Annotated in this window: 20 protein-coding genes and 1 tRNA gene; 14 read left to right on the top strand and 7 right to left on the bottom strand. The window is 33.7% G+C overall.

Annotation, left to right across the window (positions count from 1 at the left end; genetic code table 11):
• The first annotated feature begins 168 nt into the window (after positions 1 to 168).
• Positions 169 to 1,008 carry a tyrosine-type recombinase/integrase gene (locus tag AABL81_RS05105; protein WP_253114210.1) on the top strand — a complete coding sequence of 280 codons (840 nt, stop codon included), beginning with the start codon at positions 169 to 171 and terminating at the stop codon, positions 1,006 to 1,008.
• Positions 1,009 to 1,091: 83 nt separating this feature from the next.
• On the opposite strand, the gene AABL81_RS05100 is transcribed toward AABL81_RS05105, so the two are convergent.
• Positions 1,092 to 1,176: transfer RNA gene (locus AABL81_RS05100), tRNA-Ser, on the bottom strand.
• Positions 1,177 to 1,895: 719 nt separating this feature from the next.
• Between AABL81_RS05100 and thrS the strand changes: the two genes are divergently transcribed.
• The 5 genes from thrS (at position 1,896) to AABL81_RS05075 (ending at position 5,805) form a co-directional block, all read left to right on the top strand.
• Complete coding sequence (thrS, locus tag AABL81_RS05095) at positions 1,896 to 3,848, top strand: threonine--tRNA ligase (protein ID WP_090409698.1); 1,953 nt, start codon at positions 1,896 to 1,898, stop codon at positions 3,846 to 3,848.
• Between the two features lie 45 nt (positions 3,849 to 3,893).
• Complete coding sequence (gene infC, locus AABL81_RS05090; RefSeq protein WP_090409696.1) at positions 3,894 to 4,448, top strand: translation initiation factor IF-3; 555 nt, start codon at positions 3,894 to 3,896, stop codon at positions 4,446 to 4,448.
• Between the two features lie 64 nt (positions 4,449 to 4,512).
• The gene (gene rpmI, locus AABL81_RS05085) at positions 4,513 to 4,710 is read left to right on the top strand and encodes a 50S ribosomal protein L35 (protein ID WP_090409694.1); all 198 of its coding nucleotides are present in this window, start codon (positions 4,513 to 4,515) and stop codon (positions 4,708 to 4,710) included.
• Positions 4,711 to 4,817: 107 nt separating this feature from the next.
• Complete coding sequence (rplT, locus tag AABL81_RS05080) at positions 4,818 to 5,162, top strand: 50S ribosomal protein L20 (RefSeq protein ID WP_090409692.1); 345 nt, start codon at positions 4,818 to 4,820, stop codon at positions 5,160 to 5,162.
• A gap of 121 nt (positions 5,163 to 5,283) precedes the next feature.
• Positions 5,284 to 5,805 (top strand): class IV adenylate cyclase, encoded by a 522-nt coding sequence (locus AABL81_RS05075; protein WP_341340487.1) that lies wholly within the window; start codon positions 5,284 to 5,286, stop codon positions 5,803 to 5,805.
• A gap of 52 nt (positions 5,806 to 5,857) precedes the next feature.
• Here AABL81_RS05075 and AABL81_RS05070 read toward each other — a convergent pair whose 3' ends face one another.
• Positions 5,858 to 6,547, bottom strand: coding sequence for a cell division ATP-binding protein FtsE (locus tag AABL81_RS05070; RefSeq protein WP_158211171.1), 690 nt, complete (start codon positions 6,545 to 6,547; stop codon positions 5,858 to 5,860).
• A 412-nt stretch (positions 6,548 to 6,959) separates the two neighbouring features.
• Here AABL81_RS05070 and AABL81_RS05065 point away from each other — a divergent pair, with 412 nt between their 5' ends.
• The 8 genes from AABL81_RS05065 (at position 6,960) to secDF (ending at position 19,764) form a co-directional block, all read left to right on the top strand.
• Positions 6,960 to 7,301 carry a CidA/LrgA family protein gene (locus tag AABL81_RS05065; RefSeq protein ID WP_090409686.1) on the top strand — a complete coding sequence of 114 codons (342 nt, stop codon included), beginning with the start codon at positions 6,960 to 6,962 and terminating at the stop codon, positions 7,299 to 7,301.
• Positions 7,301 to 7,999, top strand: coding sequence for an LrgB family protein (locus AABL81_RS05060; RefSeq protein WP_158211170.1), 699 nt, complete (start codon positions 7,301 to 7,303; stop codon positions 7,997 to 7,999). The genes AABL81_RS05065 and AABL81_RS05060 overlap by 1 nt, the downstream gene beginning before the upstream one ends.
• Before the next feature lie 105 nt (positions 8,000 to 8,104).
• The gene (locus AABL81_RS05055; protein ID WP_341340486.1) at positions 8,105 to 11,128 is read left to right on the top strand and encodes a tetratricopeptide repeat protein; all 3,024 of its coding nucleotides are present in this window, start codon (positions 8,105 to 8,107) and stop codon (positions 11,126 to 11,128) included.
• Between the two features lie 24 nt (positions 11,129 to 11,152).
• A complete protein-coding gene (locus tag AABL81_RS05050) occupies positions 11,153 to 12,916 on the top strand; it encodes a TonB-dependent receptor (protein WP_341340485.1) in 1,764 nt (587 codons plus the stop codon).
• Between the two features lie 159 nt (positions 12,917 to 13,075).
• Entirely contained in the window at positions 13,076 to 13,528 is a 453-nt protein-coding gene (locus tag AABL81_RS05045; RefSeq protein WP_341340484.1) for a hypothetical protein, read from the top strand.
• Positions 13,529 to 13,684: 156 nt separating this feature from the next.
• On the top strand, positions 13,685 to 15,625 hold the full coding sequence (gyrB, locus tag AABL81_RS05040) for a DNA topoisomerase (ATP-hydrolyzing) subunit B (protein WP_341340483.1): 1,941 nt from the start codon (positions 13,685 to 13,687) through the stop codon (positions 15,623 to 15,625).
• A 78-nt stretch (positions 15,626 to 15,703) separates the two neighbouring features.
• Positions 15,704 to 16,639: a malate dehydrogenase gene (locus AABL81_RS05035; RefSeq protein ID WP_158211165.1), complete on the top strand. Its 936-nt coding sequence runs from the start codon at positions 15,704 to 15,706 to the stop codon at positions 16,637 to 16,639.
• A gap of 137 nt (positions 16,640 to 16,776) precedes the next feature.
• Complete coding sequence (gene secDF, locus AABL81_RS05030) at positions 16,777 to 19,764, top strand: protein translocase subunit SecDF (RefSeq protein WP_341340482.1); 2,988 nt, start codon at positions 16,777 to 16,779, stop codon at positions 19,762 to 19,764.
• A 578-nt stretch (positions 19,765 to 20,342) separates the two neighbouring features.
• Here secDF and lgt read toward each other — a convergent pair.
• The 5 genes from lgt to AABL81_RS05005 all read right to left on the bottom strand — a co-directional run.
• On the bottom strand, positions 20,343 to 21,272 hold the full coding sequence (gene lgt, locus AABL81_RS05025; protein ID WP_341340481.1) for a prolipoprotein diacylglyceryl transferase: 930 nt from the start codon (positions 21,270 to 21,272) through the stop codon (positions 20,343 to 20,345).
• Between the two features lie 66 nt (positions 21,273 to 21,338).
• Positions 21,339 to 21,563, bottom strand: coding sequence for a membrane protein insertion efficiency factor YidD (gene yidD / locus AABL81_RS05020; RefSeq protein ID WP_090409668.1), 225 nt, complete (start codon positions 21,561 to 21,563; stop codon positions 21,339 to 21,341).
• Positions 21,564 to 21,627: 64 nt separating this feature from the next.
• Positions 21,628 to 23,106 carry a cysteine--tRNA ligase gene (gene cysS / locus AABL81_RS05015; RefSeq protein ID WP_158211162.1) on the bottom strand — a complete coding sequence of 493 codons (1,479 nt, stop codon included), beginning with the start codon at positions 23,104 to 23,106 and terminating at the stop codon, positions 21,628 to 21,630.
• A gap of 25 nt (positions 23,107 to 23,131) precedes the next feature.
• Positions 23,132 to 23,803 carry a GTP cyclohydrolase I FolE gene (folE, locus tag AABL81_RS05010; RefSeq protein ID WP_090409664.1) on the bottom strand — a complete coding sequence of 224 codons (672 nt, stop codon included), beginning with the start codon at positions 23,801 to 23,803 and terminating at the stop codon, positions 23,132 to 23,134.
• 289 nt (positions 23,804 to 24,092) lie between these two features.
• The coding region (locus AABL81_RS05005; protein WP_341340480.1) for an MBG domain-containing protein at positions 24,093 to 26,918 on the bottom strand (2,826 nt) is incomplete at its 5' end.

Raw genomic sequence — 26,918 nt, 5'->3', positions numbered from 1 at the left:
ATTGTTATTTCACGAAATAAAACACGGTGTAGTTTCGTAAAATAACACCTATATGCGCATTTCGTAAAATCTGTTGCTAATATAATTACTTTTTTGTAAATTAGATACTTAGTAAGTTATTTTTTGTGGATAGCGAAACAAAATAGGTTAAATTAGATTTATTTAAGTATGGATAGCGAAACAATATTAAAAACCTTACACGACCGATTGCAAGTGCAACGCTATGCCAATAATACCATAAAATCGTATTGTGGTTATGCACAAATATTCTTAGAGTATATGAATAAATATCGTACGCTCAACGAAATACCTATTGCTGAAATAGAGGGTTTTATTAATGAAAAAGTATTTCAAGACAATATTAGTGCATCTTATCAACGCTCTTTAGTTGGGGCAATTAAGAAGATTTATGAGTTGGTCAATAATCAATCGATAGAGTTAAATTATTTATATCCTAAACGAAAATCAACCCAACTGCCTACTTTCTTTTCTCAAGAAGAAGTGAGAAAAATATTAAATGCTACAGAAAATTTAAAGCATAAAGCAATTCTTACCACTATTTACAGTTGTGGATTACGCTTAAGTGAGTTAATAAATCTTAAACTAACCGATGTAAAATCCGACAGTAATTTACTATTAATACAACAAAGCAAAGGGAATAAAGATAGGTTAGTATCTTTACCTGATAAGTTATTAAGTTTGTTGCGAGAATATTATATTGAATATAAACCCAAAATATTTTTATTTGAAGGAACTAATGATGAGCAATACAGCGAAAGAAGTGTTCAGTTAGTTTTGAAAAAGTCAATGAAAAAAGCCAATATTGCAACAAAAGGCAGTGTGCATACTTTGCGTCATTCATACGCCACACATTTAATAAAAAGCGGAATTGACATTCGGGTTGTACAAGAATTATTAGGGCATAGTGATATTAGAACAACCATGATTTACACTCATATTACAGATGTAGATAAGAAATCGACACCAAGTCCATTAGATTTTTTATAACCTAAATAAAAAACCCAACTTTACATTTTTGGGTGTAAAATTGGGTGTTTATCTTTTAACTGATTAATTACCAGTGTTTATTGCGGAGAAAGAGGGATTCGAACCCCCGGACCTGTTACAGTCAACAGTTTTCAAGACTGCCGCATTCGACCACTCTGCCATTTCTCCAGTCGAACGTTTTGTTCTGTAATGCGAGTGCAAATATAGTGCATTTAGTAGGGTTTGCAAATGTTTTTAAATATTTTTTTGTTGTCTTTTTTCAATTGCTTGATTATAATTGTGTTGTGATGTGAACTTTTTTTGAAAAAATAGGGGAGAGTGGACTTAGCTTTACAAGGAGGGTCGTAATTAAGCTAAGTTCTCATTAAAGAAGAACTTGCAAAAAGAGAGTTTTTTTCTTTTAGAGTTGAAAATAGTCTTTATTTTAAACTGAGAAAGTAGTACGAGGAAGGGAGAAAGAATAATTGAAGTGTTGTAAATAAAGATTAGCAAGCATATTGTTAGGTTGCTTATCTGGTAAAAATTTCGTATCTTATTTAGGAAGCAGTTAAGGCTTTTTAGAGTAGCATAGTAGCTATGAATAAATAGAAGAAAAACGATATAGTTTTTTTTAATCTTGTATTTACTTGCTGTAACTAACTGTTTGATAGGGTGCTGAAAACTTCAATTAGACTATGTGAGTTTTATTGTACAAGTGCTGATATTATAAGCCATAGCAGATAATTTAGTTGTCTAAAAAAGGCAATGATCCCACTGAAAAGGGAGGAATGTTAAGAATATCAAATTAAATGCTGTGTAAAAAATCAAAAAAAGGGAATGCTAATGTGTTTAATCTTGTTATTCTATAGGAAAAACAGTATATTTGCACTTTATTTTTTAAACATATTATGATAAAAATTACATTACCAGACGGTTCAGTGAAAGAGTTTGCCTCGGGTATTACTCCTTTCGATGTTGCAAAAAGTATAAGTGAAGGATTAGCAAGAAATATCATTTCTGCAAGCTTCAATGGTACCACCATCGAAACCACGACCCCATTGACGACCGATGGTAGTTTAGTTTTATACTCATGGAATGATGATGAAGGAAAAAAGGCTTTCTGGCACTCAACTTCTCACGTAATGGCGCAAGCTTTATTGGAGTTATTCCCTGGAATCAAATTGACAATAGGACCTGCAATTGCTAATGGTTTCTATTACGATGTTGATTTTATGGATCACAAAGTATCAGATGCTGATTTTAAGAATATTGAAGCAAAAGTTATCGAAATAGCTCGTGGTAAACACGAATTTACAATGAGATCTTCTACGAAAGCAGAAGCATTGGAATACTATAAAAAAGATAACAACCCATATAAAGTAGAATTGATTGAGAACTTAGAAGATGGTACTATTACTTTCTGTGATCACGACAATTTTACTGACTTATGTCGTGGTGGACATATTCCTAATACAGGAATTATCAAAGCTTTCAAAGTGCTTTCTATTGCAGGGGCTTACTGGAGAGGGGATGAGAAAAATAAACAGTTAACTCGTGTTTATGGTATTTCTTTCCCTAAACAAAAAGACCTTACTGAGTATTTAGAAATGCTTGAAGAGGCTAAAAAACGTGATCATAGAAAATTAGGTAAAGAATTAGAATTGTTTACTTTTTCACAAAGAGTAGGTCAAGGGTTGCCGTTATGGTTACCTAAAGGAGCTGCTTTGAGAGACCGTTTAGAGTACTTCTTGAGAAAAGCACAGAAAAAAGCAGGATATGAGCAAGTGGTTACACCGCATATCGGACAAAAAGAGTTGTATGTAACTTCTGGTCACTACGCTAAGTATGGAGCAGATAGTTTCCAACCAATCCACACTCCTGTGGAAGGAGAAGAGTTCTTGTTAAAACCAATGAACTGTCCTCACCACTGTGAGATTTATAATTCTAAACCATGGTCTTATAAAGACTTACCAAAACGTTTTGCTGAGTTCGGTACTGTTTACCGTTATGAGCAATCGGGTGAGTTACACGGATTAACTCGTGTTCGTGGGTTTACTCAAGATGATGCACACATTTTCTGTATGCCGGAACAATTAGACGAAGAGTTTAAAAAAGTAATTGACTTGGTATTGTATGTTTTTGGTTCTTTAGGATTCGAAAACTTTACAGCACAAGTATCAGTTAGAGATTTAAGCAACCCTGAGAAATATATCGGTTCTGTTGAAAATTGGGAGAAAGCTGAACAAGCAATTATCAACGCTGCGAAAGATAAAGGTCTTAATTATGTTGTAGAAACAGGAGAAGCTGCTTTCTACGGTCCTAAATTAGACTTTATGGTAAAAGATGCTTTAGGTAGAAGCTGGCAATTAGGAACTATCCAAGTTGACTATAACTTACCTGAACGTTTTGATTTGAATTATAAAGGTTCTGATAATGAATTACACCGTCCGGTTATGATTCACAGAGCTCCTTTCGGGTCTATGGAACGTTTTATAGCGATTTTATTAGAGCATACAGGTGGTAATTTCCCACTTTGGTTAATGCCAGAGCAAGCTATTATACTGTCTTTGAGTGAGAAGTATGAAAAATATGCGAAAAAAGTTTTAGATTTGCTGGAAAATAGCGAAATTCGCGCGCTGGTAGATAACCGAAATGAAACAATCGGTAAAAAGATTAGAGAAGCTGAAGTACAAAAATTCCCTTACATGTTAATTGTAGGAGAGGATGAAGAGAAAAACGGAACGATTTCTGTTAGAAAACACGGAGACTCTGGTAAATCTAATCAAACAATGAAAATAGAAGAATTTATCAATCTTGTACAAGAGGAAGTAAAAGGTTCTATGAAACAATTTGGAGAATAAAAATTGTATAACGCTTGATGAACAAGCACCAAAAATTTTATAGCCATAGCAGTAAGACAAAACAGAGGAAGAAATCCTCGCGAAGAAAAGAAAGATGCGCATAGAATTAACAATGCCATCCGCGTTCCTGAAGTTCGTCTTGTAGGAGACAACGTCGAAACAGGTATTTATAAGCTCGCAGAAGCAATGCGCTTTGCAGAAGAGCAAGAATTGGATTTGGTAGAAATTTCGCCAAACGCAGAACCACCTGTTTGTAAAGTGATCGATTACAAAAAATTCCTTTACGAACAGAAGAAGCGTGAAAAAATGCTAAAGGCTAAATCGACGCAAATCACAGTAAAAGAGATCCGTTTCGGTCCTCAAACAGATGAGCACGATTACGAATTCAAAAAGAAAAATGCTGAGAAATTCCTTAAGGAAGGTTCTAAGTTAAAAGCATTCGTTTTCTTTAAAGGACGTTCGATCATTTATAAAGATCAAGGACAGATTTTATTACTTAGACTTGCGCAAGATTTAGAGGAATTTGGTAAAGTTGAAAGTATGCCTGTCTTAGAAGGTAAGCGTATGACTATGTTCATCGCACCTAAAAAGAAAAAATAATACTCCTATTTACGTAGGATTTGAAAGATACTTAAGTAAGATAATCATTAATACCTAGGAAATAATGCCTAAAATGAAAACTAAATCTAGTGCTAAGAAACGTTTTAAACTAACTGGCTCTGGTAAAATCAAAAGAAAACACGCTTTTAAAAGTCACATTTTGACTAAAAAATCTAAAAAGCGTAAATTAGCTTTAACTCACTCTGGATTAGTGTCTAAAGCTGATACACACAGTATCAAAGATCAATTAAGATTAATCTAATCTTAGTTTTTCCGGTTAAATCAATTTAATAACCCTGGAGTGGGGCAAAAGAAATTTTAGAAGTGTTTGAAACATAACCGCCCACTACAAAAAATACATTTTTAGAAATGGCAAGATCAGTAAACTCAGTAGCTTCAAGAGCAAGAAGAAAAAGAATTTTGAAGCAAGCCAAAGGATTCTTTGGAAGACGTAAAAACGTTTGGACAGTAGCTAAAAACGCGGTAGAAAAAGCAATGGTATATGCTTACCGTGATAGAAAACAAAAGAAAAGAAACTTCCGTTCTTTATGGATTATGCGTATCAACGCTGGTGCAAGATTACACGGAATGAGCTATTCTGTTTTTATGGGTAAATTAAAAGCTAGCAACATCGAATTGAACCGTAAAGTTCTTGCAGATTTAGCTATGAATCACCCTGAAGCTTTCGCAGCTATCGTTAATCAAGTAAAATAATAAACGTTTGTCAAATCTGATTTATCTTACTTAATATATAGAAAAGCCTTACTTTAATTAGTAAGGCTTTTTTGTTTTTATTACTTTCATTTTGGTATCTTGTGGCTTTAATTTAAGTTATATGGAGCTAATTAATGTGGAGTTTAAGGCTCGTGTAAATAATTATGAGGCAGTTAAGTGTAAATTGGATAGTTTGCCTATTTACTGTGAGGGAGATGTGAAACAGGTAGATACGTATTATAATGTTCCGAAAGGGCGTGTGAAATTACGTGAGTATGACTCTTATAGTTCGTTGATCTATTATAATAGAGAGAATACGGCTGGTGTAAAACAATCGGATGTGTTGTATTACAAGCACGAGAGTAATCCTGCTTTGGGTGCTATTTTAGCGTTGCAATTTGGTATTAAAGTTAAGGTGGCTAAGGTCCGTCGGAAGTATGTAAAGGATAATGTAAGTATTCATTTGGATAGAGTAGAAGGCTTAGGATGCTTTGTAGAAGTTGAAGCTTGTAACAGTGGAGTGGATTTAACTTTAGAGGAGTTGCGTATGCAATGCGATGAGTTTTTTAATTTATTGCAGTTGCGAAAGGAAGATTTGATTGATGTGTCTTATAGTGATTTATTGTTAAGACAAGTGATATAAAAAAAGCCCTATACAATTTTGTATAGGGCTTTTTATGTGTTATAAAGACAGCTTAGTTTTGAGCTGTTCTGTGAATTACTTCAAATAGGGTGCCATCGTCACATTTAAGCGTTTTAGATGGATATTTTAATAATAAAGCATAATCGTGAGTAACCATTATGATTGTACGTCCTGCTTCGTTAATTTTAAGTAATAGGTCCATTACATCAGAACTTGTCTGTGGGTCTAAGTTACCAGTAGGCTCATCTGCTAAAATTAAGTCTGGGTCGTTTAGTAAGGCACGAGCAATAGCTATACGCTGTTGTTCTCCACCAGATAATTGGTGTGGCATTTTTTGAATATGTGCTAACATACCAACGCTATCAAGTACTTCTTCTATTTTGCGGTTCATCGCCTCTTTTTCTGTCCAACCTGTCGCTTGTAAAGCAAAGTACAAGTTACCATAAACAGTGCGGTCTGGCAATAATTTGAAATCTTGGAATACAATACCTAATGATCTTCTTAAATAAGGAATATCTTTTTCTTTTAAAGCTTTCAAATCATAGTCCACAATAGAACCTTCGCCTATCGTTAAAGGAATATCTGCGTAAAGTGTTTTCATAAAACTACTTTTACCAGCACCTGTTTTACCAATGATGTATATAAATTCTCCTTTTTTAACTTCTAAGTTTACGTTAGAAAGCACCTTGTGTTTGTTTTGGAAAATATCTACTCCTTGTAAGGATAAAACTGTTCGAGACATAATGAATGATTATTTTGGTGTAAAAATAGTAAGATATCTATTATAAATGATATATTAAAGCTAAAAAGTGCAAAGTTGAGAGTGAAATGGTCTTTTTTTGTCGGCCTTGCTTATCTGAAATAAAAAAAGGGAGGCTTATATAGCATCCCTTGTAGTAACTAACCAACTTAACCAAACTTATTTATTCTATAATTTCTCCCTTTTTGAATTATTACATTGCAAACATACTTAATGCATTTGTGAGTAATATTACATTAAGGTTATCAATTCAATTCTAATGTTACTAAATCATTAAGAAGTAGTTTTATATAGGATGTAGTTGTAACGGTATGTTAAATAAATTTATTTTATTTAATTATGTCTATGCTGAGAAAAGTTTGTTTAGTAATTTTGTGCTAAATCTTTATATAAAATGAATTTAATTAAACAAGTGGCGGTGATTGTAGGATCACTCGCGTTTGGAGAGTTGGTAGTTTACCTTACTAATGTAAAATTACCTTCAAGTATAATAGGGTTAGTTTTCTTGTGGACCTTATTAAAAATTGGTTGGATTAAAGTTGAATCTATTGGAGGAATAACGGATTTTTTAATAAAGAATATGGGGATTTTCTTTGTTCCGCCCTGTGTAGCGATGCTGAATTACTTTGGAATTTTAAGTAAGTCTATCGTTCCTATTGTTGTTGCAACGCTTGTTAGTACAGCATTAGTCATTTTTGTCACTGGATTAACTCACCAATTATTACGAAAAAAATAATGGAATTTTTAGCAAACCCAACGTTTTTACTTTTCTTGACGTTAGCAATTTATTCTGTAGGAATCTACTTGACTTCAAAAAAGAAATGGGTTATTTTCAATCCGATCATCTTATCTACAGGGGTACTGATTAGCTACCTTTTAATTTTAAAAATACCTTACGATAATTATCACGTAGCAGGACAGTATATCGACTTTTTTCTAAAGCCTTCTATTGTTGCTCTTGCTGTGCCACTTTATGTGCAATGGGATAAAATCAAAAAGCAATTAGTGCCTATTTTGTTTAGTCAATTAGCTGGATGTATAGTAGGGGTAGTTTCGGTTGTACTTCTTGCGAAATGGACTGGAGCTGACAAGGAGATTATCTTGTCGTTAGCACCTAAATCTGTAAGTACACCTATCGCTTTAGAAATTTCAAAAGCTGTAAACGGTATTCCTTCTGTTACTGCAGCTGCAGTTATGATAGCTGGAATATTTGGTAGTATGATTGGTTTTAAATTTTTAAACTTATCGCGAATAAGTAATCCAATGTCACAGGGAATCGCAATGGGTACTTCTTCTCACGCGATGGGAACTATGAAAGCAATGGAAATTAGTAATAAGTACGGAGCCTTTGCAAGTGTTGGTATGATTTTCAATGGAATACTAACAGCAGTGTTAGCGCCTATTATCTTAGGGTTGATTGCACCGTATTTATAAAGTCTGCAGATAATTTTTAACGGCATTTTAGACAATATATTGCCAAAATATAAGTTTTAAAGAGTATAAAATGATATATTTGGCAATATATAAATCTGAAAAAAAATGCGCAAAAATAATAGATTAGCTTATTTAACTCTCGCGCTTGGGAGTATAACTGCAAGTGCACAGCAATCAGCTATTTATGTAGATGAATTAGCTGATTTTAGACACGCTGTGGCTCTGTATGATGAGGAACAGTATTTAGCTGCTCAATTATTATTTTCTAAAGTGAAAAACAATCCTACTGCTCATAATAAGGAAGTGGAAGCTGATTGTGTTTATTATATCGCAAACTGTGCAATTCGCTTAGATCAAGATGGTGCGGAGGATAAGATTGACGAGTTTGTTAAAAACTACCCTACGAGTTCTAAACAGAACCAAGCGTATGTAGAAGTTACGGATTACTATTTCTCAAAAGGTAATTTCGCTAAATCGCTTCACTATGCATCTAAAGTAAAAGAAAATGCTATTGCTAACGAGAAAGTGTTAGACCGTTTCAACTTTGAAAAAGGATATAGTTATTTCTATGCTAAAAATAAAAAAGAAGCAGAAAAATATTTAAAACGCGTTAGTCCAAATGGGGTATGGGGTGAACAAGCTACATATTACCTTGGATACATCGCATATGACTCTGATAAGTTTGACGATGCTAAAAAGCTTTTTGATAAAGTAGAAACTAAATCTACTTACAAAGAGAAAATGGGGTATTATCAAGCGGATATGAGTTTTAAAACGGGTAATTTCCAAGAGGCGATTGCTAAAGGAAATGCTCAAATGAAAGTGGCTACACCTGAGGAGCAATCTGAATTGTCTAAAATTGTTGGAGAGAGTTATTTTAACTTGAAACAATATGACAAAGCATTGCCTTATTTGTTGAAATATAAAGGGAAGAATGGTAAGTGGAGTAATACTGACTTCTACCAGTTGGGATATGCTTATTACAAGTCTAAAGATTATCCTAATGCAATTGAACAATTCAATAAAATTATTGGAGGTGATAATGCTATTGCTCAAAATGCTTACTACCACTTGGGTGAAAGTTATTTGAATACACATAAGAAAACTCAAGCGCTTAACGCGTTTAAGAATGCTTCTGAAATGCGCTTTGATGCGGGAATTCAAGAGGATGCTTTCTTAAATTATGCGAAGTTGAGTTATGATATTGGTAATGCGTATGTGAGTACTCCTGAAGTATTGAATGCGTATATTACTAAATACCCTTCTTCTCCATACAAAGGGGAAATGGAATCGTTGTTAATCGATTCGTATGTTACTTCTAAAAACTACAAAGAGGCGTTGGCTTTATTAGAGAAAAATCGCTCTAAGGCTAATGGGGAAGTTTACCAACAGGTTGCTTTCTTACGCGGATTGGAATTGTTTAGTGATGGACAATACAATGAGGCGTTGAACTTATTTGATAAGTCGTTGGCTGAGAAGCAAAATTTAAAATATACTGCTAAGGCACAATATTGGAAAGGTGAAACATTGTTTTACTTGAACAAGTTTGCTGAATCTATCAATGTGTTTAAAGCATTTGGAGAGAATCCAGCTGCTAAAGGATTGAGCGAGCGCGAGAATTTGAATTACAATTTAGCGTATTCTTATTTTAAAATGAAGGATTATGCTAATGCGGCTACGTACTTTAAACAATATGTGGATGGGAATCCTAAAAACGAGGCGAGAAGCATTGATGCTAACTTACGTTTAGGGGATTGTAGTTTTGTATTGGGTAAATACTGGCCTGCAATGGAGGCGTACAACAAAGTTATTGAAGCGAATAAAGTGGATGTAGAGTATGCGCGTTTCCAAAAAGCATTGAGCTATGGTTTTGTAGATCGTCATGCAAGAAAAATTGAAGACTTAACGCAGTTTGTGAAGGATTATCCTACATCTAACTTAGCAGATGATGCGCAGTATGAAATTGGGGTAAGCCACGATGTGATGAATGAGTCTACTAAGGCTGTGGCTGCTTTTGATAAGTTGTTAAAAGATTATCCTACGTCAAGTTTTAAAGCGAGAGCTATTTTACGTCAAGGGTTGATTAATTACAATGCAAATAAGTCTGATGCGGCATTAGCTAAGTTTAAACAAGTGGTGAAAGAATCTCCTAATTCTCCAGAGGCATTAGAGGCTGTGCAAAATGCGCGTTTAATCTATGTTGATAATGGTAAGGTAGATGAATATGCTGCTTGGGTAAAAGGACTTTCTTTTGTGAAGGTAACGGATGCAGAGTTAGATAAAGATACGTATGAGTCTGCTGAGAAACAATATGTTCAAAACAACACACAGCAAGCGATTGCTGGATATGAGAAGTATTTAAAAAGCTTCCCTTCTGGACAAAAAGCATTGCAAGCACATTTCTACTTAGGTCAAATGTACTTTGCAGAGAATAATATGGATAAAGCAACAGCTAATTATGAAGCTGTAGTGAATAGTGAGAAGAGTGAATACTCTGAGATTTCACTTGCGAGATTAGCTGAAATTTACTTGAAAAATAAAAACGTAAGTAAGGCAACAACTGCTTTAAAACGTTTAGATAGTGAGGCTGTGCAAGAACAGAATGTTGTGTTTGCAAAGTCTAACTTAATGAAGTTATCGTATGAGCAAAACCAGTACAACGATGCGTTGCGTTATGCAGAGGCTGTATTGAAAATGCCAAAAACCGATAATAAAGTGAAGAGTGATGCACAGGTGATTATTGCAAGAACTGCGTTTGCTACAAAAGATGATGCAAAAGCGAAAAAAGCGTACCAAGAAGTGTTGAAATTAGCAAAAGGAGAGTTAGCTGCTGAGGCATTGTACTTTGATGCTTATTACAAAAATAAAGAAGGTAAGTTTGACGCGTCTAACGAGAGCGTACAGAAGTTAGCAAAAGATTACTCTGGGTATAAGTACTACGGGGCAAAAGGATTGGTGTTAATGGCTAAGAACTTTTATCAGTTGAAAGATAGTTACCAAGCAACTTACATTTTAGAAAGTGTAACAAATAATTTTGGTGAGTTTACAGATGTTGTAAATGAAGCAAAACAAGAGCTTGCTAAGATTAAAGGGGAAGAGGCAAAGAGAAACTCATCTATTGCTCAATAATGCATAACTAAGAACAAGATAACAATGAATAATAATAAGATATATACGATTTTTTCTGCTGTTACGCTTTTAGGAGGTACAGCATTTGCGCAAGAAAAAACAAATGATACTAATAAATTAGGTACGGAAGTTGTAAACGTGGTTCGCGCGTATGATGCTACTATTTCTGATGCTTTTAAAGTTAGAGCGTTGCCTAATACAGATGAGGATGCTACAACTAAGAAAAAGGATGTGGTATATACGATCAGTTCATTTCCTGTTGCTTCAACGTTTGTACCTGAGAAAGGTAAAGCGGCTGAAGTGGAAAAGTCTGAACGTTTGAAAAACTTCAATAACTACGTGATGTTTGGTGCGGGTAACTACACAAACTTAAACGGAGAAGCTTTTTTGAGTCATAAGTTGAATAAAAACAGCTTTTTAGCTGGATATGCTTCACATTTTTCTTCTCAAGGGGGAATTAAAGACTTATTGTTAGATGACGCTTTTTCTAAAACTAAAGCAGGTTTAGTATATGGAGGTCAATTAGATAATTTTGGATGGAATGCTGAAGTAGGAGGAAGTTACCAATTGAGTAATTGGTACGGTTTACCTACAAAAGATGTTTTGTTTAGTAAAGAAATGTTGAGCGGAGTAGATGAAAGTCAGCATTACAAAAACGTATTTGTAAATGCGGGATTAGAGTTTAGAAATAGTCCGTTTACCAATCTTGATTTACATTATGACCATTTTTGGGATGACTTTAGTTCGGTTGAAAACCGTGTGACAGTTAAGCCACACGTAAAAACACAATTGGGAATTGGTGAGGCTAACTTAGGACTTATTGTTGACTATGTTGGAACAGAGTATAAAAATGCGTTTGCAGCTGATAAAATTGAGTACAAACATTTAAACATTGGTGCACAGCCAAGTTTAACTTTCCAAGATGACGATTATTCTGTTCAGTTGGGATTAGGTGTTTTCTACAATGATGGTAAGGTTGCAGGAAAGACACAAAACAATGTTTATGTGTATCCACAGATTAAGGCATCTTATAATTTAGTACCTGGGTTATTAGTAACGTATGCAGGTATTGAAGGAGGATTAAAACAAAATTCTTTCAGACAGTTTACAGAGGCAAATCCGTTTGTATCTCCAGACTTATTGATTACTCCTACTGATGAGAAGTATGACATCTACATTGGTTTAAAAGGAAAGTTAGATAATACAATTTCATATAACGTAAAAGGTTCTTATAAAAGAGAGAGCGATAAAGCATTTTTTGTGCACAATGAATTTTCTTTAAATGAAGCTAAGGTTCCTTATATGTTTGGAAACTCTTTTGGAGTAGAGTACAATACATTAAAAACGTTTAATTTATTTGGTGAATTGCGTTTTGACTTTGAAGAGAATGTGTCTATGGGAATTCACGGAGAGTGGAATAACTATGATACAGACGCGATCGAGGCTTGGAATTTAGCGAAAGTAAAAGCGGGTGCTGATTTTAAATTTGACTTTACAGACCAATGGTTTGCTGGTTTAGATGTGTTTTATGTTGGAAAAAGAAAAGATGCATTTACAGTTAATCCTACCGGATTAATCGGAGATTATAACACAGTAGATTCACCACAAGTTGTAGAGTTAAACGACTATGTTGATTTGAATATTAAAGTTGGCTATAGACCTACAAAAAATTGGACATTATTTGTCAAAGGAAGCAATTTACTGAATGATAAGTACAGTAATTTTGATAATTTCCGAGTACAAGGAGTACAGGTTATGGGTGGAGCAATGTATAAATTCGATTTTTGAGAATAAAAAAATTGGAAAAATCAAAAAAATGATTGTTTTTGATTAATTATTGCTAAAATATGCACAATTCAGTTTCTTTCATAAGATTAAAAACTTACTTTTGTCACAACAAACAACAATTCATGCCCCTTTATTGATTAAAAGGAATTAAAAAACAAAATGATGACACTAAAAAAGAAGCTGAAAGCAATTTGTTTAGAGCGGTTAAATGACAAAGTGAGTGCTTTGCAAGGTATCGTCGAAGATTTAGCAATAGATGCACAGAACGACGCCAAAAGTTCTGCAGGTGATAAACACGAGACTGGATTGTCAATGATGCATCTTGAACAAGAAAACATTAGTAAAAAGATATCAGAAAGCATTGCTATGCGTGATGTGGTATCTAAAATTAATGATGATAAAGTAAGTAATGTTGTGGAATTTGGTAGCTATGTACAGGTAAATACAGTTAATCTGTTCATATCAGCTGCTTTACCTAAAATAGTGATAGAAGATAAGTCGGTATTAGCCGTATCGATGGATGCTCCAATTGCAAAAGAATTGTTAGGTAGAAAATTACACGATAGGTTCACTTTTAATAATTGTGAATTTACAATTCACTACTTAGAGTAGTTAAAAAATTATTCAATAGCCATAGAACGCAGATATGAAAATATCTGCGTTTTTTTTTGATTTTTTTGTTGTTTTAAGGGATATAAGGATAGGCATTTGTTGATAAAGTGTTATAAGTATTGTATATTTGTACGTTACTTATTTTAGAATATTATTATGAGCCAAGAAACAAATAAGAATAATTATTCGGCAGATAGCATTCAAGCTCTCGAAGGGATGGAACACGTAAGGATGCGTCCTTCTATGTATATTGGTGATGTTGGAGTTCGAGGACTACATCATTTAGTATATGAAGTTGTTGATAACTCTATTGATGAGGCTCTTGCTGGCTATTGTGATACGATCAAAGTTATTATAAACGAAAACAATTCAGTTACTGTTGAAGACAACGGTCGTGGTATTCCTGTAGATATTCACAAAAAAGAGGGTGTATCTGCATTAGAGGTTGTAATGACCAAGATTGGAGCAGGAGGTAAGTTTGATAAGGATTCGTATAAAGTTTCAGGAGGTTTACACGGTGTTGGTGTATCTTGTGTTAATGCTTTATCAGAAGATTTAAAAGCGACTGTGTATCGTGAAGGAAAAATTTACGAACAAGAGTATTCTCGTGGTAAAGCTTTATATCCTGTAAAAGTAATTGGAGAAACGGATAAGAAAGGTACTGCTGTTACTTTTCATCCTGATAGTACAATATTTACACAAACGTTAGAGTATTCTTACGAAACGTTAGCAGGAAGATTAAGAGAGTTAGCTTTCTTGAATAAGGGATTAAAAATTACTTTGACAGACAAACGTGTTGTTGAAGAGAATGGTGAGTTTAAACATGAGGTTTTTCACTCTGAAGAAGGGTTGAAAGAATTTATCAAGTTTTTAGATGGTAACCGTGTGCCTATTATCGAATCTGTTATTTCAATGGAATCAGATAAAGGTGAAGTTCCTGTAGAAGTTGCTCTTATCTATAACGATACGTATTCAGAAAATATTTATTCATACGTGAATAATATTAATACACATGAAGGAGGTACGCATTTACAAGGTTTCCGTATGGGACTTACTCGTACGTTGAAAAAGTATGCTGATGCTTCTGGATTGTTAGATAAATTAAAATTCGAGATTACTGGGGATGACTTTAGAGAAGGATTGACTGCGATCGTTTCTGTGAAAGTTATGGAACCTCAGTTTGAAGGGCAGACTAAGACTAAATTGGGTAACCGTGAGGTTGTTTCTCCCGTGAGTCAAGCTGTTGCTGAAATGCTTGAAAACTATTTAGAAGAACATCCTAATGATGCGAAAATTATCGTTCAGAAGGTAATCTTAGCTGCACAAGCAAGACACGCTGCTAAAAAAGCGCGTGAAATGGTGCAACGTAAGACTGTAATGACTGGTGGAGGTTTACCTGGTAAACTGTCTGACTGTTCTTCTCAAGACCCTACTATTTGTGAGGTATTCCTTGTGGAGGGAGACTCTGCGGGTGGTACTGCTAAACAAGGTAGGGACCGTAATTTCCAAGCTATCTTACCGTTGAGAGGTAAAATCTTGAACGTTGAGAAAGCAATGGGACACAAAGTTTTTGAAAACGATGAGATTAAAAATATCTTTACTGCTTTAGGTGTTACAATTGGAACAGAAGAAGACAGTAAAGCGCTTAATTTAGAAAAACTGCGTTATCACAAGGTAGTAATTATGTGTGATGCCGATGTGGACGGTAGCCACATCGCAACATTGATTTTGACTTTCTTCTTTAGATATATGAGAGGACTGATTGAAAACGGACACGTTTATATAGCTACACCTCCATTATATATGGTGAAAAAAGGACAGAAAAAAGATTACGCTTGGACAGATGAAGAACGTTTAGAACTAATGGAGCAATTCGGTAGTGGTTCAAGTGTTCAACGTTATAAAGGTCTTGGAGAGATGAACGCGGAGCAATTATGGGATACTACTATGAACCCAGAGCACCGTATTTTACGTAAAGTTACAATTGATAATTTACAAGAAGCAGACCGTGTGTTTTCTATGTTAATGGGGGATGAAGTTCCACCACGTAGAGATTTCATTGAGAAGAATGCTACTTATGCTAAAATTGATGCTTAGTAATTAATTGAAAAATAATAAAGAAAAGGTCAAGCATTATATATGCCTGACCTTTTTTTGCAATAAAATAAATAGTTTATGAAAGTTACAATTATTGGGGCAGGTAATGTGGGAGCTACATGTGCTGATGTTATCGCCTATAGAGGGATTGCAAGTGAAATTGCATTAGTTGATATTGCAGAAGGTTATGCAGAAGGAAAAGCAATGGATATTATGCAATGTGCATCTACTACAGGATTTAATACAGTAGTAAAAGGTAGTACTAACGATTATTCTATCACGGCAAATAGTGATGTAGTTGTTATTACTTCTGGTATTCCTCGTAAACCTGGAATGACAAGAGAAGAGTTAATCGGAACGAATGCAGGTGTTGTTAAATCTGTAATAGAACAAGCATTAGCTGTTTCTCCAAAAGCAATTTTTATTGTTGTAACTAATCCTTTAGATACAATGGCTTATGCAGCATTAAAAATTACAGGATTAGATAGAAATAGAGTAATCGGAATGGGTGGAGCATTAGACTCTTCTCGTTTTAGATATTTCTTATCTCAAAAATTAGGTAAGCCAATTAATGATATTCAAGGTATGGTAATTGGTGGACACGGAGATACTACAATGTTGCCTTTAATGCGTTTAGCTACTTACAAAGGTATTCCAGTGAATGATATTTTAAGTGCTGAAGAGCAAGAGGAAGTAGTAAAACAAACAATGGTAGGTGGAGCTACACTTACTAAATTGTTAGGTACTTCTGCTTGGTACGGACCTGGAGCAGCAGTTGCAAGTGTTGTTGATAGTATCTTAAATGATCAAAAACGTCTTATTCCTTGTTCAGTTTTATTAGAAGGAGAGTACGGACATAAAGGATTGTTTATTGGTGTTCCTTGTATTATCGGTAAAAATGGTGTTGAGGAAATCGTAGACGTAAAGTTAAATCAACAAGAGGCTGAGAAATTTGCATCAAGTGTAAATGCAATTGTTGAAACAAATAAAGAGTTAACAAAATTTTTAGGTTAAGACTCTAAATGTTAAAATTTGATTACACGATGATGCTTCTTTTTTAAGTACATTCTTAAGAAAAGAATTGGTTAATCATCGTGTATATCATATATTTGCTCGTTTTAAAAAAAATAAATAATTAATTTTTAGTAATAATGCAAAACAAAGGACTCGTTAAATTTTTTGCAATTATCTTTGCATTGGTAAGTATTTACCAACTTTCATTCACCTTTGTTACCAACCACTATGAGAAGAAAGCGAAAGCTTTTGCAGGGGGTGATTCTACAAAAGAATTACAGTACTTGGATTCTATTGGTAACCAAACGGTTTTTTTAGGGCAAACATTTAATGACGTGAGAGCTAAGCAAATCAATAAAGGTTTGGACTTAGAAGGAGGGATCAATGTTACCTTACAAATTTCAATTAAAGATATCCTTAAAGGTTTAGCGAACAATTCAAAAAATGCTGTTTTCAATAAAGCATTGGCTGATGCTGAGGCAATGAGACAAGGGAATCAAAGCTACTTAGATGCGTTTTATACTGCATTTGACAAAGCTTCTCAAGGATCTGTAAAATTAGCTTCTGCTGATATTTTCGCAAATAGAAACTTAAGTGAAATCACTGTTGGTATGTCAGATAGTCAAGTGAAGACTATTTTAGATAAAAAAGTGAAAGAATCAATTGAAAGTGCTTACCGCGTTTTCAGAGAGCGTATTGACAAATTTGGTGTAACTCAACCTAATATTCAAATGTTAGGAGATACAGGACGTATCTTAGTTGAATTACCAGGTGCTAAAGATGTTGATCGTATTAAAAATTTATTACAAAGTACTGCTCAGTTAGAGTTCTGGGAAACATATAAAGTGGAAGAAATCGGAAACTTTATTGTTACTGCTAACGAACACTTAAAATCTACTGAGAAGAAAGCTGAAGATAAAACGGATGCTAAAGAAGTGGCAAAAGCTGATTCTGATGTTGAAGCTTTATTAGGTGGTGTCGCTAAAGATTCAATGGGTAACGCTGCTAACAAAGAATTTAATCCATTATTAGATTTATTTGTAGCTGGTGGTCACGAAGGAAGTCCAATTTTAGGATACTTCAATACGAAAGATACAGTAAAAGTAAATTCTTATTTACACAGAGCTGACGTTCGTAATTTATTACCAGGTGATCAAAAATATGCTCGTTTCGTATGGGGTAAACCAAGTAGAAAAGCTCCAGACGTAGTAGAGTTATACGCATTAAAAACAAACAGAGATGGTGTTCCACCATTAAGTGGTAGTGTTATTACTGGTGCTCAAGACGAGTTTGACCAATTTAGCCGTCCAGTTGTTGGAATGACTATGAGTCCTAAAGGAGCTAAAATCTGGGAAGAGTTAACTACTAAAGCTTATACAGAGCATTCAAACATTGCTATTGTATTAGATAATATCGTTTATTCTGCTCCAGGAGTTACTAATGGACCAATTACAGGAGGTAGATCTTCTATTTCTGGAGACTTTACAGTTTCTGATGCAAAAGACTTAGCGAATATCTTACGTGCAGGTAAATTACCAGCAGGTGCAGATATCGTTCAATCTGAAATCGTAGGACCATCATTAGGTCAACAAGCTATTGATGCTGGTATGTTATCTGCTGTTGCAGGTTTAATCATCGTTGGTGCTTGGATGGCATTCTACTACGGTAGAGCTGGATGGTATGCAAACGTTGCTTTATTAGCTAACTTATTATTCTTATTCGGAATTTTAGCAAGTTTAGGTGCTGTGTTAACTTTACCTGGTATTGCTGGTATCGTATTAACAATGGGTACTGCTGTGGATGCGAACATTATTATCTCGGAAAGAGCTAAAGAGTGTTTGCGTAAGGGTATGAACTTAGCTGATACGATTAAAGAAGCTTATAGCTGGCAAGGTGCAATGCGTCCTATCGTAGATGCTAACGTTACTCACATTTTAACTGGGGTTATTTTATTTGCTTTCGGTTCAGGACCTATCAAAGGATTCGCAACTACTTTATTAATTGGTATTGCTACTTCTTTATTTACTTCTATTTTCATCGCTCGTATCTTTATGGATAGAGACGTGAAAGCTGGTAGAAGTTTAGCGTTCTCAACTGCTGTAACTAAAAACTGGTTCACAAACTTCCATTTCGATTTCTTGAAAATGAAGAAAGCTACTTACGGATTGTCTGCAATTATCGTAGTTGTTTCTTTCGTTTCTTTCTTTACAAATGGATTTGACCAAGGTACTGACTTCGTAGGAGGTAGAACTTTCCAAGTTAAATTTGACAAACCAGTAGTTGCTAATGAAGTTAGTTCTAAGTTAGGTGACGAATTTGGTGTAAATGTTGAAGCAAAAGTATTTGGTAATAAAGAGCAATTAAAAATTACTACTAAATATAAAGTAGAAGAAGAAGGTGCTGCAGTTGACCAAGAGGTTAACGAGAAATTGTATGCAGGATTGAAATCTTACTACTCTAATGATATTACTTACGAAGAGTTTGTAAACGCTACAGAAGGTAAAACGTTAGGAGTTATCCAAGCGTCTAAAGTAGGTCCAAGTATGGCAAAAGACGTTAAGCAAAATGCTTACTGGGCTGTATTAGGTTCTATGGCTGCTATCTTCGTTTACTTAATCATCTCTTTCCGTAAATGGCAATACTCTTTAGGAGCTATCGTTTCAGTTGCGCATGATGTTGTATTTGTATTAGGGATTTACTCTTTAACTTACAAATTTATGCCATGGCACATGGAGATTGATCAGCACTTTATCGCAGCAATCTTAACTGTAATCGGATACTCAATGAATGATACGGTAATTGTATTTGACCGTGTTCGTGAGTACATTGGTGGTAAAACTAAAGGTGATTTCAATAAAATTGTTAATGATTCTGTAAACACTACGTTATCAAGAACAATTAATACATCATTGACTTTAATCCTTGTATTATTGATTATGTTCATCTTTGGAGGTGATTCAATCAGAGGATTTATCTTTGCTATGTTAATCGGTATTATCGTAGGTACTTACTCTTCATTATTCTTAGCTACTCCAGTATTAGTTGATACTATGCCAAGAAAAGATAAAGAGGAAATCGAAAGACGTCATAAAGAAGCTCAAGAAGAGTTAGCTGCTGAAGCTTAATTCAACAACGAGTAAATGCATTATATAAAAGCTGTTCTATTCATTTAGAACAGCTTTTTTTTATGTTATATTATTTTGTATGATTGCAGCATTTTTATTAATTAATGTAAGGAGAACTTATTTTGACGTGTTTGTAGGTGATAATGCAGTGAATTCTATATAGAGTTTTATAATTGATATAAGTTTAGGTTTTAAAGCTGTATTTGAATGTTTTTAGAGTTTGAATTGATGTAATAATTTTTATAATTATGTGCATCATATACTAAAAGTGATAAGTTTTATGGTTTTGTTGTATTTATAGGTAGTGTCTTTGTACTGTAAGGTTAATACTATTGTTGATTTTATAAGGAGTTGTGTGTTTGAGTTATAAATAAATTAAAGTTTTTGTTTAAGAGGTAATATCAGTTTTTGAGTAAAGTATGTTATAAAAGAATGCTATAAATGATTGGTGACTTTAGGAATACCGTTTAATGTTATAAAAGGAAATTTGAGTAAAAAGAAGTTTGTTGATATATAAAAATAAAAAAATCCGGTTGAGTATTATCTCACCGGATTATATATGTAATCTTATTGATTGTTTATGACGTATAAGGTCTCTTTTTTGCAGTTAACCAAAGGTAGAGTCCTATAATTATAAATGGTATACTCAACCATTGGCCTGTTGAGAAAATACCTAATGATTCTTCAAAACCACCTTGACTTTCTTTCATAAATTCTACTACAAATCTAACAGTCCATAGTAAAACCAAGAAAATTCCAAACAAATAACCTAAGTGCTTACGAGCATCAGTCTTCCAATATAAAAAGTAGACGATGATAAATACGAGAATGTATCCAAATGCTTCGTATAGTTGCGTAGGATGTTTAGGAGTCACAGCTGCAAGGTATTCTGCAAACTGAGGGTCGAACTGTATAGCTTGGTAAGCTTGGTTGTAATCTTGAATACCTGTAATTTGCATTGCTTGTCTTGGAGTGTACTCATCTCTAATAAAACGGATTCCCATTGAGCTCGCTGTATGATTTCCAATAATCTCAGAGTTAAAGAAGTTTCCAAAACGAACAAATACACCACCAATACTCACAGGTACAACTATTCTATCTAAAATCCAGAGTACTGGTTTTTGAATAACCTTTTTACTGTAGTAGTACATCGTAGCAATAATAGCAATGGCAGCACCATGACTGGCAAGACCACTAAAACCAACTATTTCAAATTTAGGAGTAAAACGTACAGGTGATATTATTTCAAATAAGTGATCTTTATAATAGTCCCAATCATAGAAAAATACGTGTCCTAAACGCGCTCCAATTAATGTTGCTAATACTGTATAAATAAAAAGTTTATCAAGTTTATCTACACTCAGGTTTTCTCGATCGTAGATCTTTTTCATCAAAAACCAACCAAGTCCGAATGCAAGGACAAACATTAAACTGTAATAGCGAAGTTTTATAAATCCTAAGTCAAATCCTTCAGAAGGATTCCATACCATATTTAAGGTGTGTATCATGGGTAAATAGTAGTGTTAAAAAGTAAATGTAAATAAATTATCTTAGATAACGCAACAAAATAGTAATTAAGGTACAGGGTCGTATCCTTTGCCACCCCAAGGTCCACAACTAATAATTCGTTTTATTGCCAGCCATCCACCTTTAAATAAGCCGTGTTTTTTTAATGCTTCTAATGTGTATTGAGAGCAAGTTGGACTATATCTACACGCAGGTGGAAATAGGGGAGAGATAGCTAATTGGTAAAAGCGCACTAAAACTACGAATGGGAATATTAGAATTTTCTTTAACATAAGACTGTTATTAGAATGAAAAAAAGCTATAAGAGGTCTTATAGCTTTTTTAGTAAATTATAGTTTAGAAAGTAAATGAAGTACCTTCTTTTCCGTCTTTTAATTGAATACCTAAACGAGCTAATTCATCTCGAATATGGTCAGACATAGCGAAGTCTTTGTTAGCTCTTGCTTCATTTCTCATTGAGATCAGCATATTAACAACACCTTCTAATTTATCGTTATTATTAGCTGACTCTTCAGAGTTTTCTAATCCTAACACATCAAAAACAAAAGCGTGCATTGTTTGAGTTAATACCTCTAAATCTTCTTTTGTAATTGTTTCTTTTCCTTCTTTGATTAGGTTAATCATTTTAACTGCTTCAAATAAGTGAGCAATTAAAATCGGACTATTAAAGTCATCATTCATTGCGTCGTAGCAGTTCTGTGTCCACTTAGCAAGATCAATAGAAGTATTGTTTGAAGTTTTCAAGTCTTTTAACGCCTTGATAGCCTCCATTAAACGTTGGAATCCTTTTTCAGAAGCCATAATAGCATCGTCAGAGAAGTCCAAAATACTTCTGTAATGAGCTTGTAAAATAAAGAAACGAGCTACAGAAGGAGCAATTGCTTTACTTAATATGTTGTTTTCTCCAGAGAATAATTCATCTGGTAAAATGTTATTACCAGTTGACTTAGACATCTTTTTACCATTTAGAGTAAGCATATTCGCATGCATCCAATAGTTAACAGGAGTGTTACCTGTGCACGCTTGGTTTTGTGCGATTTCACATTCGTGGTGAGGGAATTTCAAGTCCATTCCACCTCCGTGAATATCAAAATGTTTACCTAAATATTTAGTACTCATTGCTGTACACTCAAGATGCCATCCTGGGAAACCATCTCCCCAAGGAGAAGGCCAACGCATAATATGTTGTGGTTCTGCATTTTTCCACAGTGCAAAGTCAAGTGGGTTGCGTTTATCAGATTGTCCATCTAACTCTCTTGTGTTAGACAGCATATCTTCAATTTTACGTCCACTTAAAATACCGTAGTCATTACTTTGGTTGTATTTTTCAACATCAAAGTAAACCGAACCATTAACTTCATAAGCTAATCCGTTGTCAATTATCCCTTGTATAATCTCTATTTGGTCAATAATATGTCCTGTTGCCGTTGGCTCAATACTTGGCGGTAAGTTGTTAAACTGTTTCAGGATGTTGTGGAAGTTAATCGTATATTTCTGTACGATTTCCATTGGTTCAATTTGCTCAATACGAGCTCTTTTAGCAATTTTATCTTCTCCTTCATCCACATCGTCAACGATATGACCCACATCAGTAATATTACGTACATAACGTACAGAATATCCTAAGTGTTTTAAATAGCGATATATCAAGTCAAAAGAGATAAAAGTTCTACAGTTTCCAAGGTGAACGTAGTTGTAAACTGTTGGTCCACAAACATACATACCCACTTTCCCATCTAAGATAGGTGTAAAAACTTCTTTTTCTCCCGACAGAGTATTGTAAACTCTTAACTGTTGTTCTTGATATAAAGGCATAATAAAAAAAATATCTTTAGTGTGATTAGAATTTAGTTTCTAATTTGATGAATTCTATAAATTCTTTGCGCACGCTTTCTTCTTTGAAACGTCCACCAAATTCAGCAGTAACAGTACTACTTTCGATGTCTTTGATTCCTCTTGAGTTAACACATAAGTGTTTAGCGTCGATGATACAAGCAACATCTTCAGTGTTAAGAACACGTTTTAATTCGTTCACGATTTGAATAGTCAAACGCTCTTGAACTTGTGGTCTTTTTGAATAAAACTCAACAATACGGTTCATTTTAGAAAGACCTACTACTGTACCATTAGATATATATGCAACGTGTGCACGACCTACGATAGGTAATAAATGGTGTTCACAAGTAGAGTATACAACGATATTTTTTTCAACTAACATCTCGTTGTATTTATATTTATTGTCAAATGTAGAAGACTTAGGTTTTCTTTCAGGGTTTAATCCACCGAAGATTTCTTTTACAAACATTTTAGCAACTCTATTTGGTGTCCCTTTTAAGCTGTCGTCTGTTAAATCTAAACCTAACGTATTTAAAATATTTTCTACATCTTTCTTAATTGATTCTATTTTTTCGTCATCTGTACGGTCAAACGCATCACTTCTTAATGGTGTAGCATCACTCGAAGCAATATGATTGTCTCCCATATCATCGTGAAACTTTTCGTCTTGGCTCATTATGTTTATTTTTAATACATATTGTTTTTAATCGCTACAAATATAAATAATTATTGCTGATAAAGGCAGTCCCTTATTTATAAATAATCTTAATGTATGTATAGGTTTAGGCAATAATATGCCAGTTAGAGAATAAAAAGGATTGAAAAGAGATGTTTGATTATTCCCTTTTGCAATAAATAAGGACGAATAGCTGATAATTAAGCTTTTTGAAGGATAAAAAACAAGCCAGATGTAGACTTGGGACTAATCTGGCTTGCGAGTTTTCGTTGTATAACTTTAAGGGTATTTATTCTACTACAAAATGCATAGTTACTTGTTTTGAACCTTTTTTGATAACAGCGATGTAATAGCCCGCTTGAATAGTTAGGGGCAATTGTACTTCTGTTATTCTGTCAGTCAGTTTTTGAAGATGAATTAGACGTCCGTTTACAGTGTAAACTTCTAAAGTAGCTCCATAATATTGATCAACGTCAGAGTCAAATGTAAACGTGATTTTTCTATTTTCCTTTACTGGATTTGGGTGTAATAGTATTTTGTTAGTATTCTTTACGGGAATAGGGGCTAAGCAACTATAAATTGTTTGTCCTTGATCAGTAAATAACTTAACGTAGTACATTGCATCTTTGTCAGATTGACTATTGTAATGTGAACCTACAGTATAGTGATCTTTTTCACTTACTAACTCATTATTTTTAAACCACTCGTACTTGATGAAATTATAACCGCCATTTTGTGTAATATCTTTGTTTATAGCAATTATATTATTCATATTATGGGTGGTAACTTGATTAAAATCGATTGTTTTAATGAGTTCAAATACATATTTATTTGACGTTTGTTTACTTTCAGAGTTAACTGTGATTGTTAGTAGTTTTGACCCCATTTTTGTTAGCGTCATTTCAATAGTACGATCTGTATCTATTGATGCGAACTCACTGATTTTATCTATTGAAACTGTTACTTCATTCTCTCCACAAGATAAGAAGTAGGTTGTTTTTTGTTTAATATTCTCAAACGTTTGTCCGTTAATCGTTACTTGTAGAAGTTCTGCTTTTTCATTTGCGCGAACTATAGTTAAAGTAGCTTTTTTTGTTCCAATTAACTTATTTTCAAAGTAGAAAGAAGCTGTAACTATATACTTTCCAACTTCAATAAACTCAATATTATCAAAGCTTACTATCACATCTTTGGGTAAGTTAAGTACTTGTATCGAATGAGCATTTCCATTATATGTAACTGTCTTATCTTCAAAAACAACATCTTTTATAGATGGAACAGATACTTGCTTTTCCATAATAGTTAAAGTAGCTTGTTTTGTTCCAATTAACTTGTTTTCAAAGTAGAAATAAGCTGTAACTGTATACTTTCCAACTTCAATAAACTCATTATTATCAAAGCTTACAATCACATCTTTGGGCAAGTTAAGTACTTGTATCGAATGAGCATTTCCATTATATGTAACTGTTTTATCTTCAAAAACAACATCTTTTATAGATGGAATAGTAGCTTGTTTTTCTGTAATAGTTAGAACTGCTTTTAGTTCAGCATTATTGTAATTTTTCCCCCCATCAATGTGTGCTGTAATAATATAAGCACCTGGGTTAATTTGTGCATTATTAGTGTATGAAACAGTAACTCCTTTAGGTAGACTACTTTTTAAGGTTAATGATTTTGGAGTACCATCATAAACAAAGGACGCATCTTCAAACTTTATAGTTGGTAATGTTGCTTTTATGATAGATAATGTTGCTTTCAATTTATAACTATTAAAGTTAAGACCTCCATTTACAGTTGCTATTATTTCATAGCTACCAACTTCAGTTTGTTTATTATTGCTATAGTCAACACGTATTACATCAGGTAAATCCCCATTGATAACTGCTGACTTAGGTGTACCATCATAAGTATATGTTACATCATTAAAAATTAGACAAGCAATATCTCCTTTTGTAATGGTCAACGTAGCTTTCAATTCTTTATTAGAATAATTTTTACCACCGTTTATTTGAGCTGTAACGTCATAACTACCAGCGTTAACGTGTGAATTATTAGTATAAGTAACTGTTGTCCCTTCAGGTAAATAACCTTTTATAGCCAATGATTTAGTAGTCCCGTCATATGTATGCGTACCATTTTCAAGTATTATATTAGGTAATTCTGCTTTGTTGATTTTCAATGTAGCTTTCAATTCTTTATTAGAATAATTTTTACTACCGTTTATTTGAGCTGTAACCTCATAACTACCAGCGTTAGCGTGTGAATTATTAGTATAACTAACTGTTGTCCCTTCAGGTAAATAACCTTTTATAGCCAATGATTTAGTAGTACCGTCATATGTATGCGTACCATTTTCAAGTATTATATTTGGCAATTCTGCTTTGGTAATTATTAACTTACCTTTAAGTTTTAAATCATTATAGTTGTTGCCACCAATAAGGTAAGCAGTTACGATGTAAGAACCTACGTTTGTTTGTGTATTGTTGGAATATATAACCGTAGCGTCTTTTGGAACATTGCCTGTAATAATTAAAGACTTTGGTATACCATCATAAGTAAATAATGCATCTGATAAGACTACATTTGACAAAGTTGCTTTAGTAATAGTTAGCATAGCTTTCAGTTTCTTATTGATGTAGTTTTTACCACCATCAATTTGAGCTGTAATTACATAAGTACCAGCATTAATTTGTGAGTTGTTAGTGTAAGTTACAGTAACTCCTTTTGGTAAAATACTATTTATAAATAATGATTTAGGTTCACTATTATAAACAAATGAAGAATCTTCGAAGTTTATAGTTGATAATTGCGCTTTAGTAATAGATAATGTTGCCTTTAATTGAAGGTTATTAAAGTTATTCCCTCCATTTATAGATGCTATTATTTCATAGTCCCCTGCGTTAGTTTGGTTGTTATTAATGTATTTAACGTCTATTCCATTTGGTAGTTCGCCTTGGATAAAAGCTGATTTAGGAGTACCATCATAGATAAATGTTGCGTCATTAAAGATTAAACACGCAATATCTGCTTTAGTGATTGTCAGAGTAGCTTTCAATTGCAAGTTATTGTAATTCTTCCCTCCATTAATTGTAGCTGTAACCTCATAAACACCAAC

The organism is Myroides sp. C1519 (assembly GCF_038039755.1).
In the GTDB taxonomy this organism is placed as follows: domain Bacteria; phylum Bacteroidota; class Bacteroidia; order Flavobacteriales; family Flavobacteriaceae; genus Flavobacterium; species Flavobacterium phaeum_A.
The sequence above is the reverse complement of the archived record's forward strand: the minus strand, read 5'-3'. Positions and strand labels throughout refer to the sequence as shown.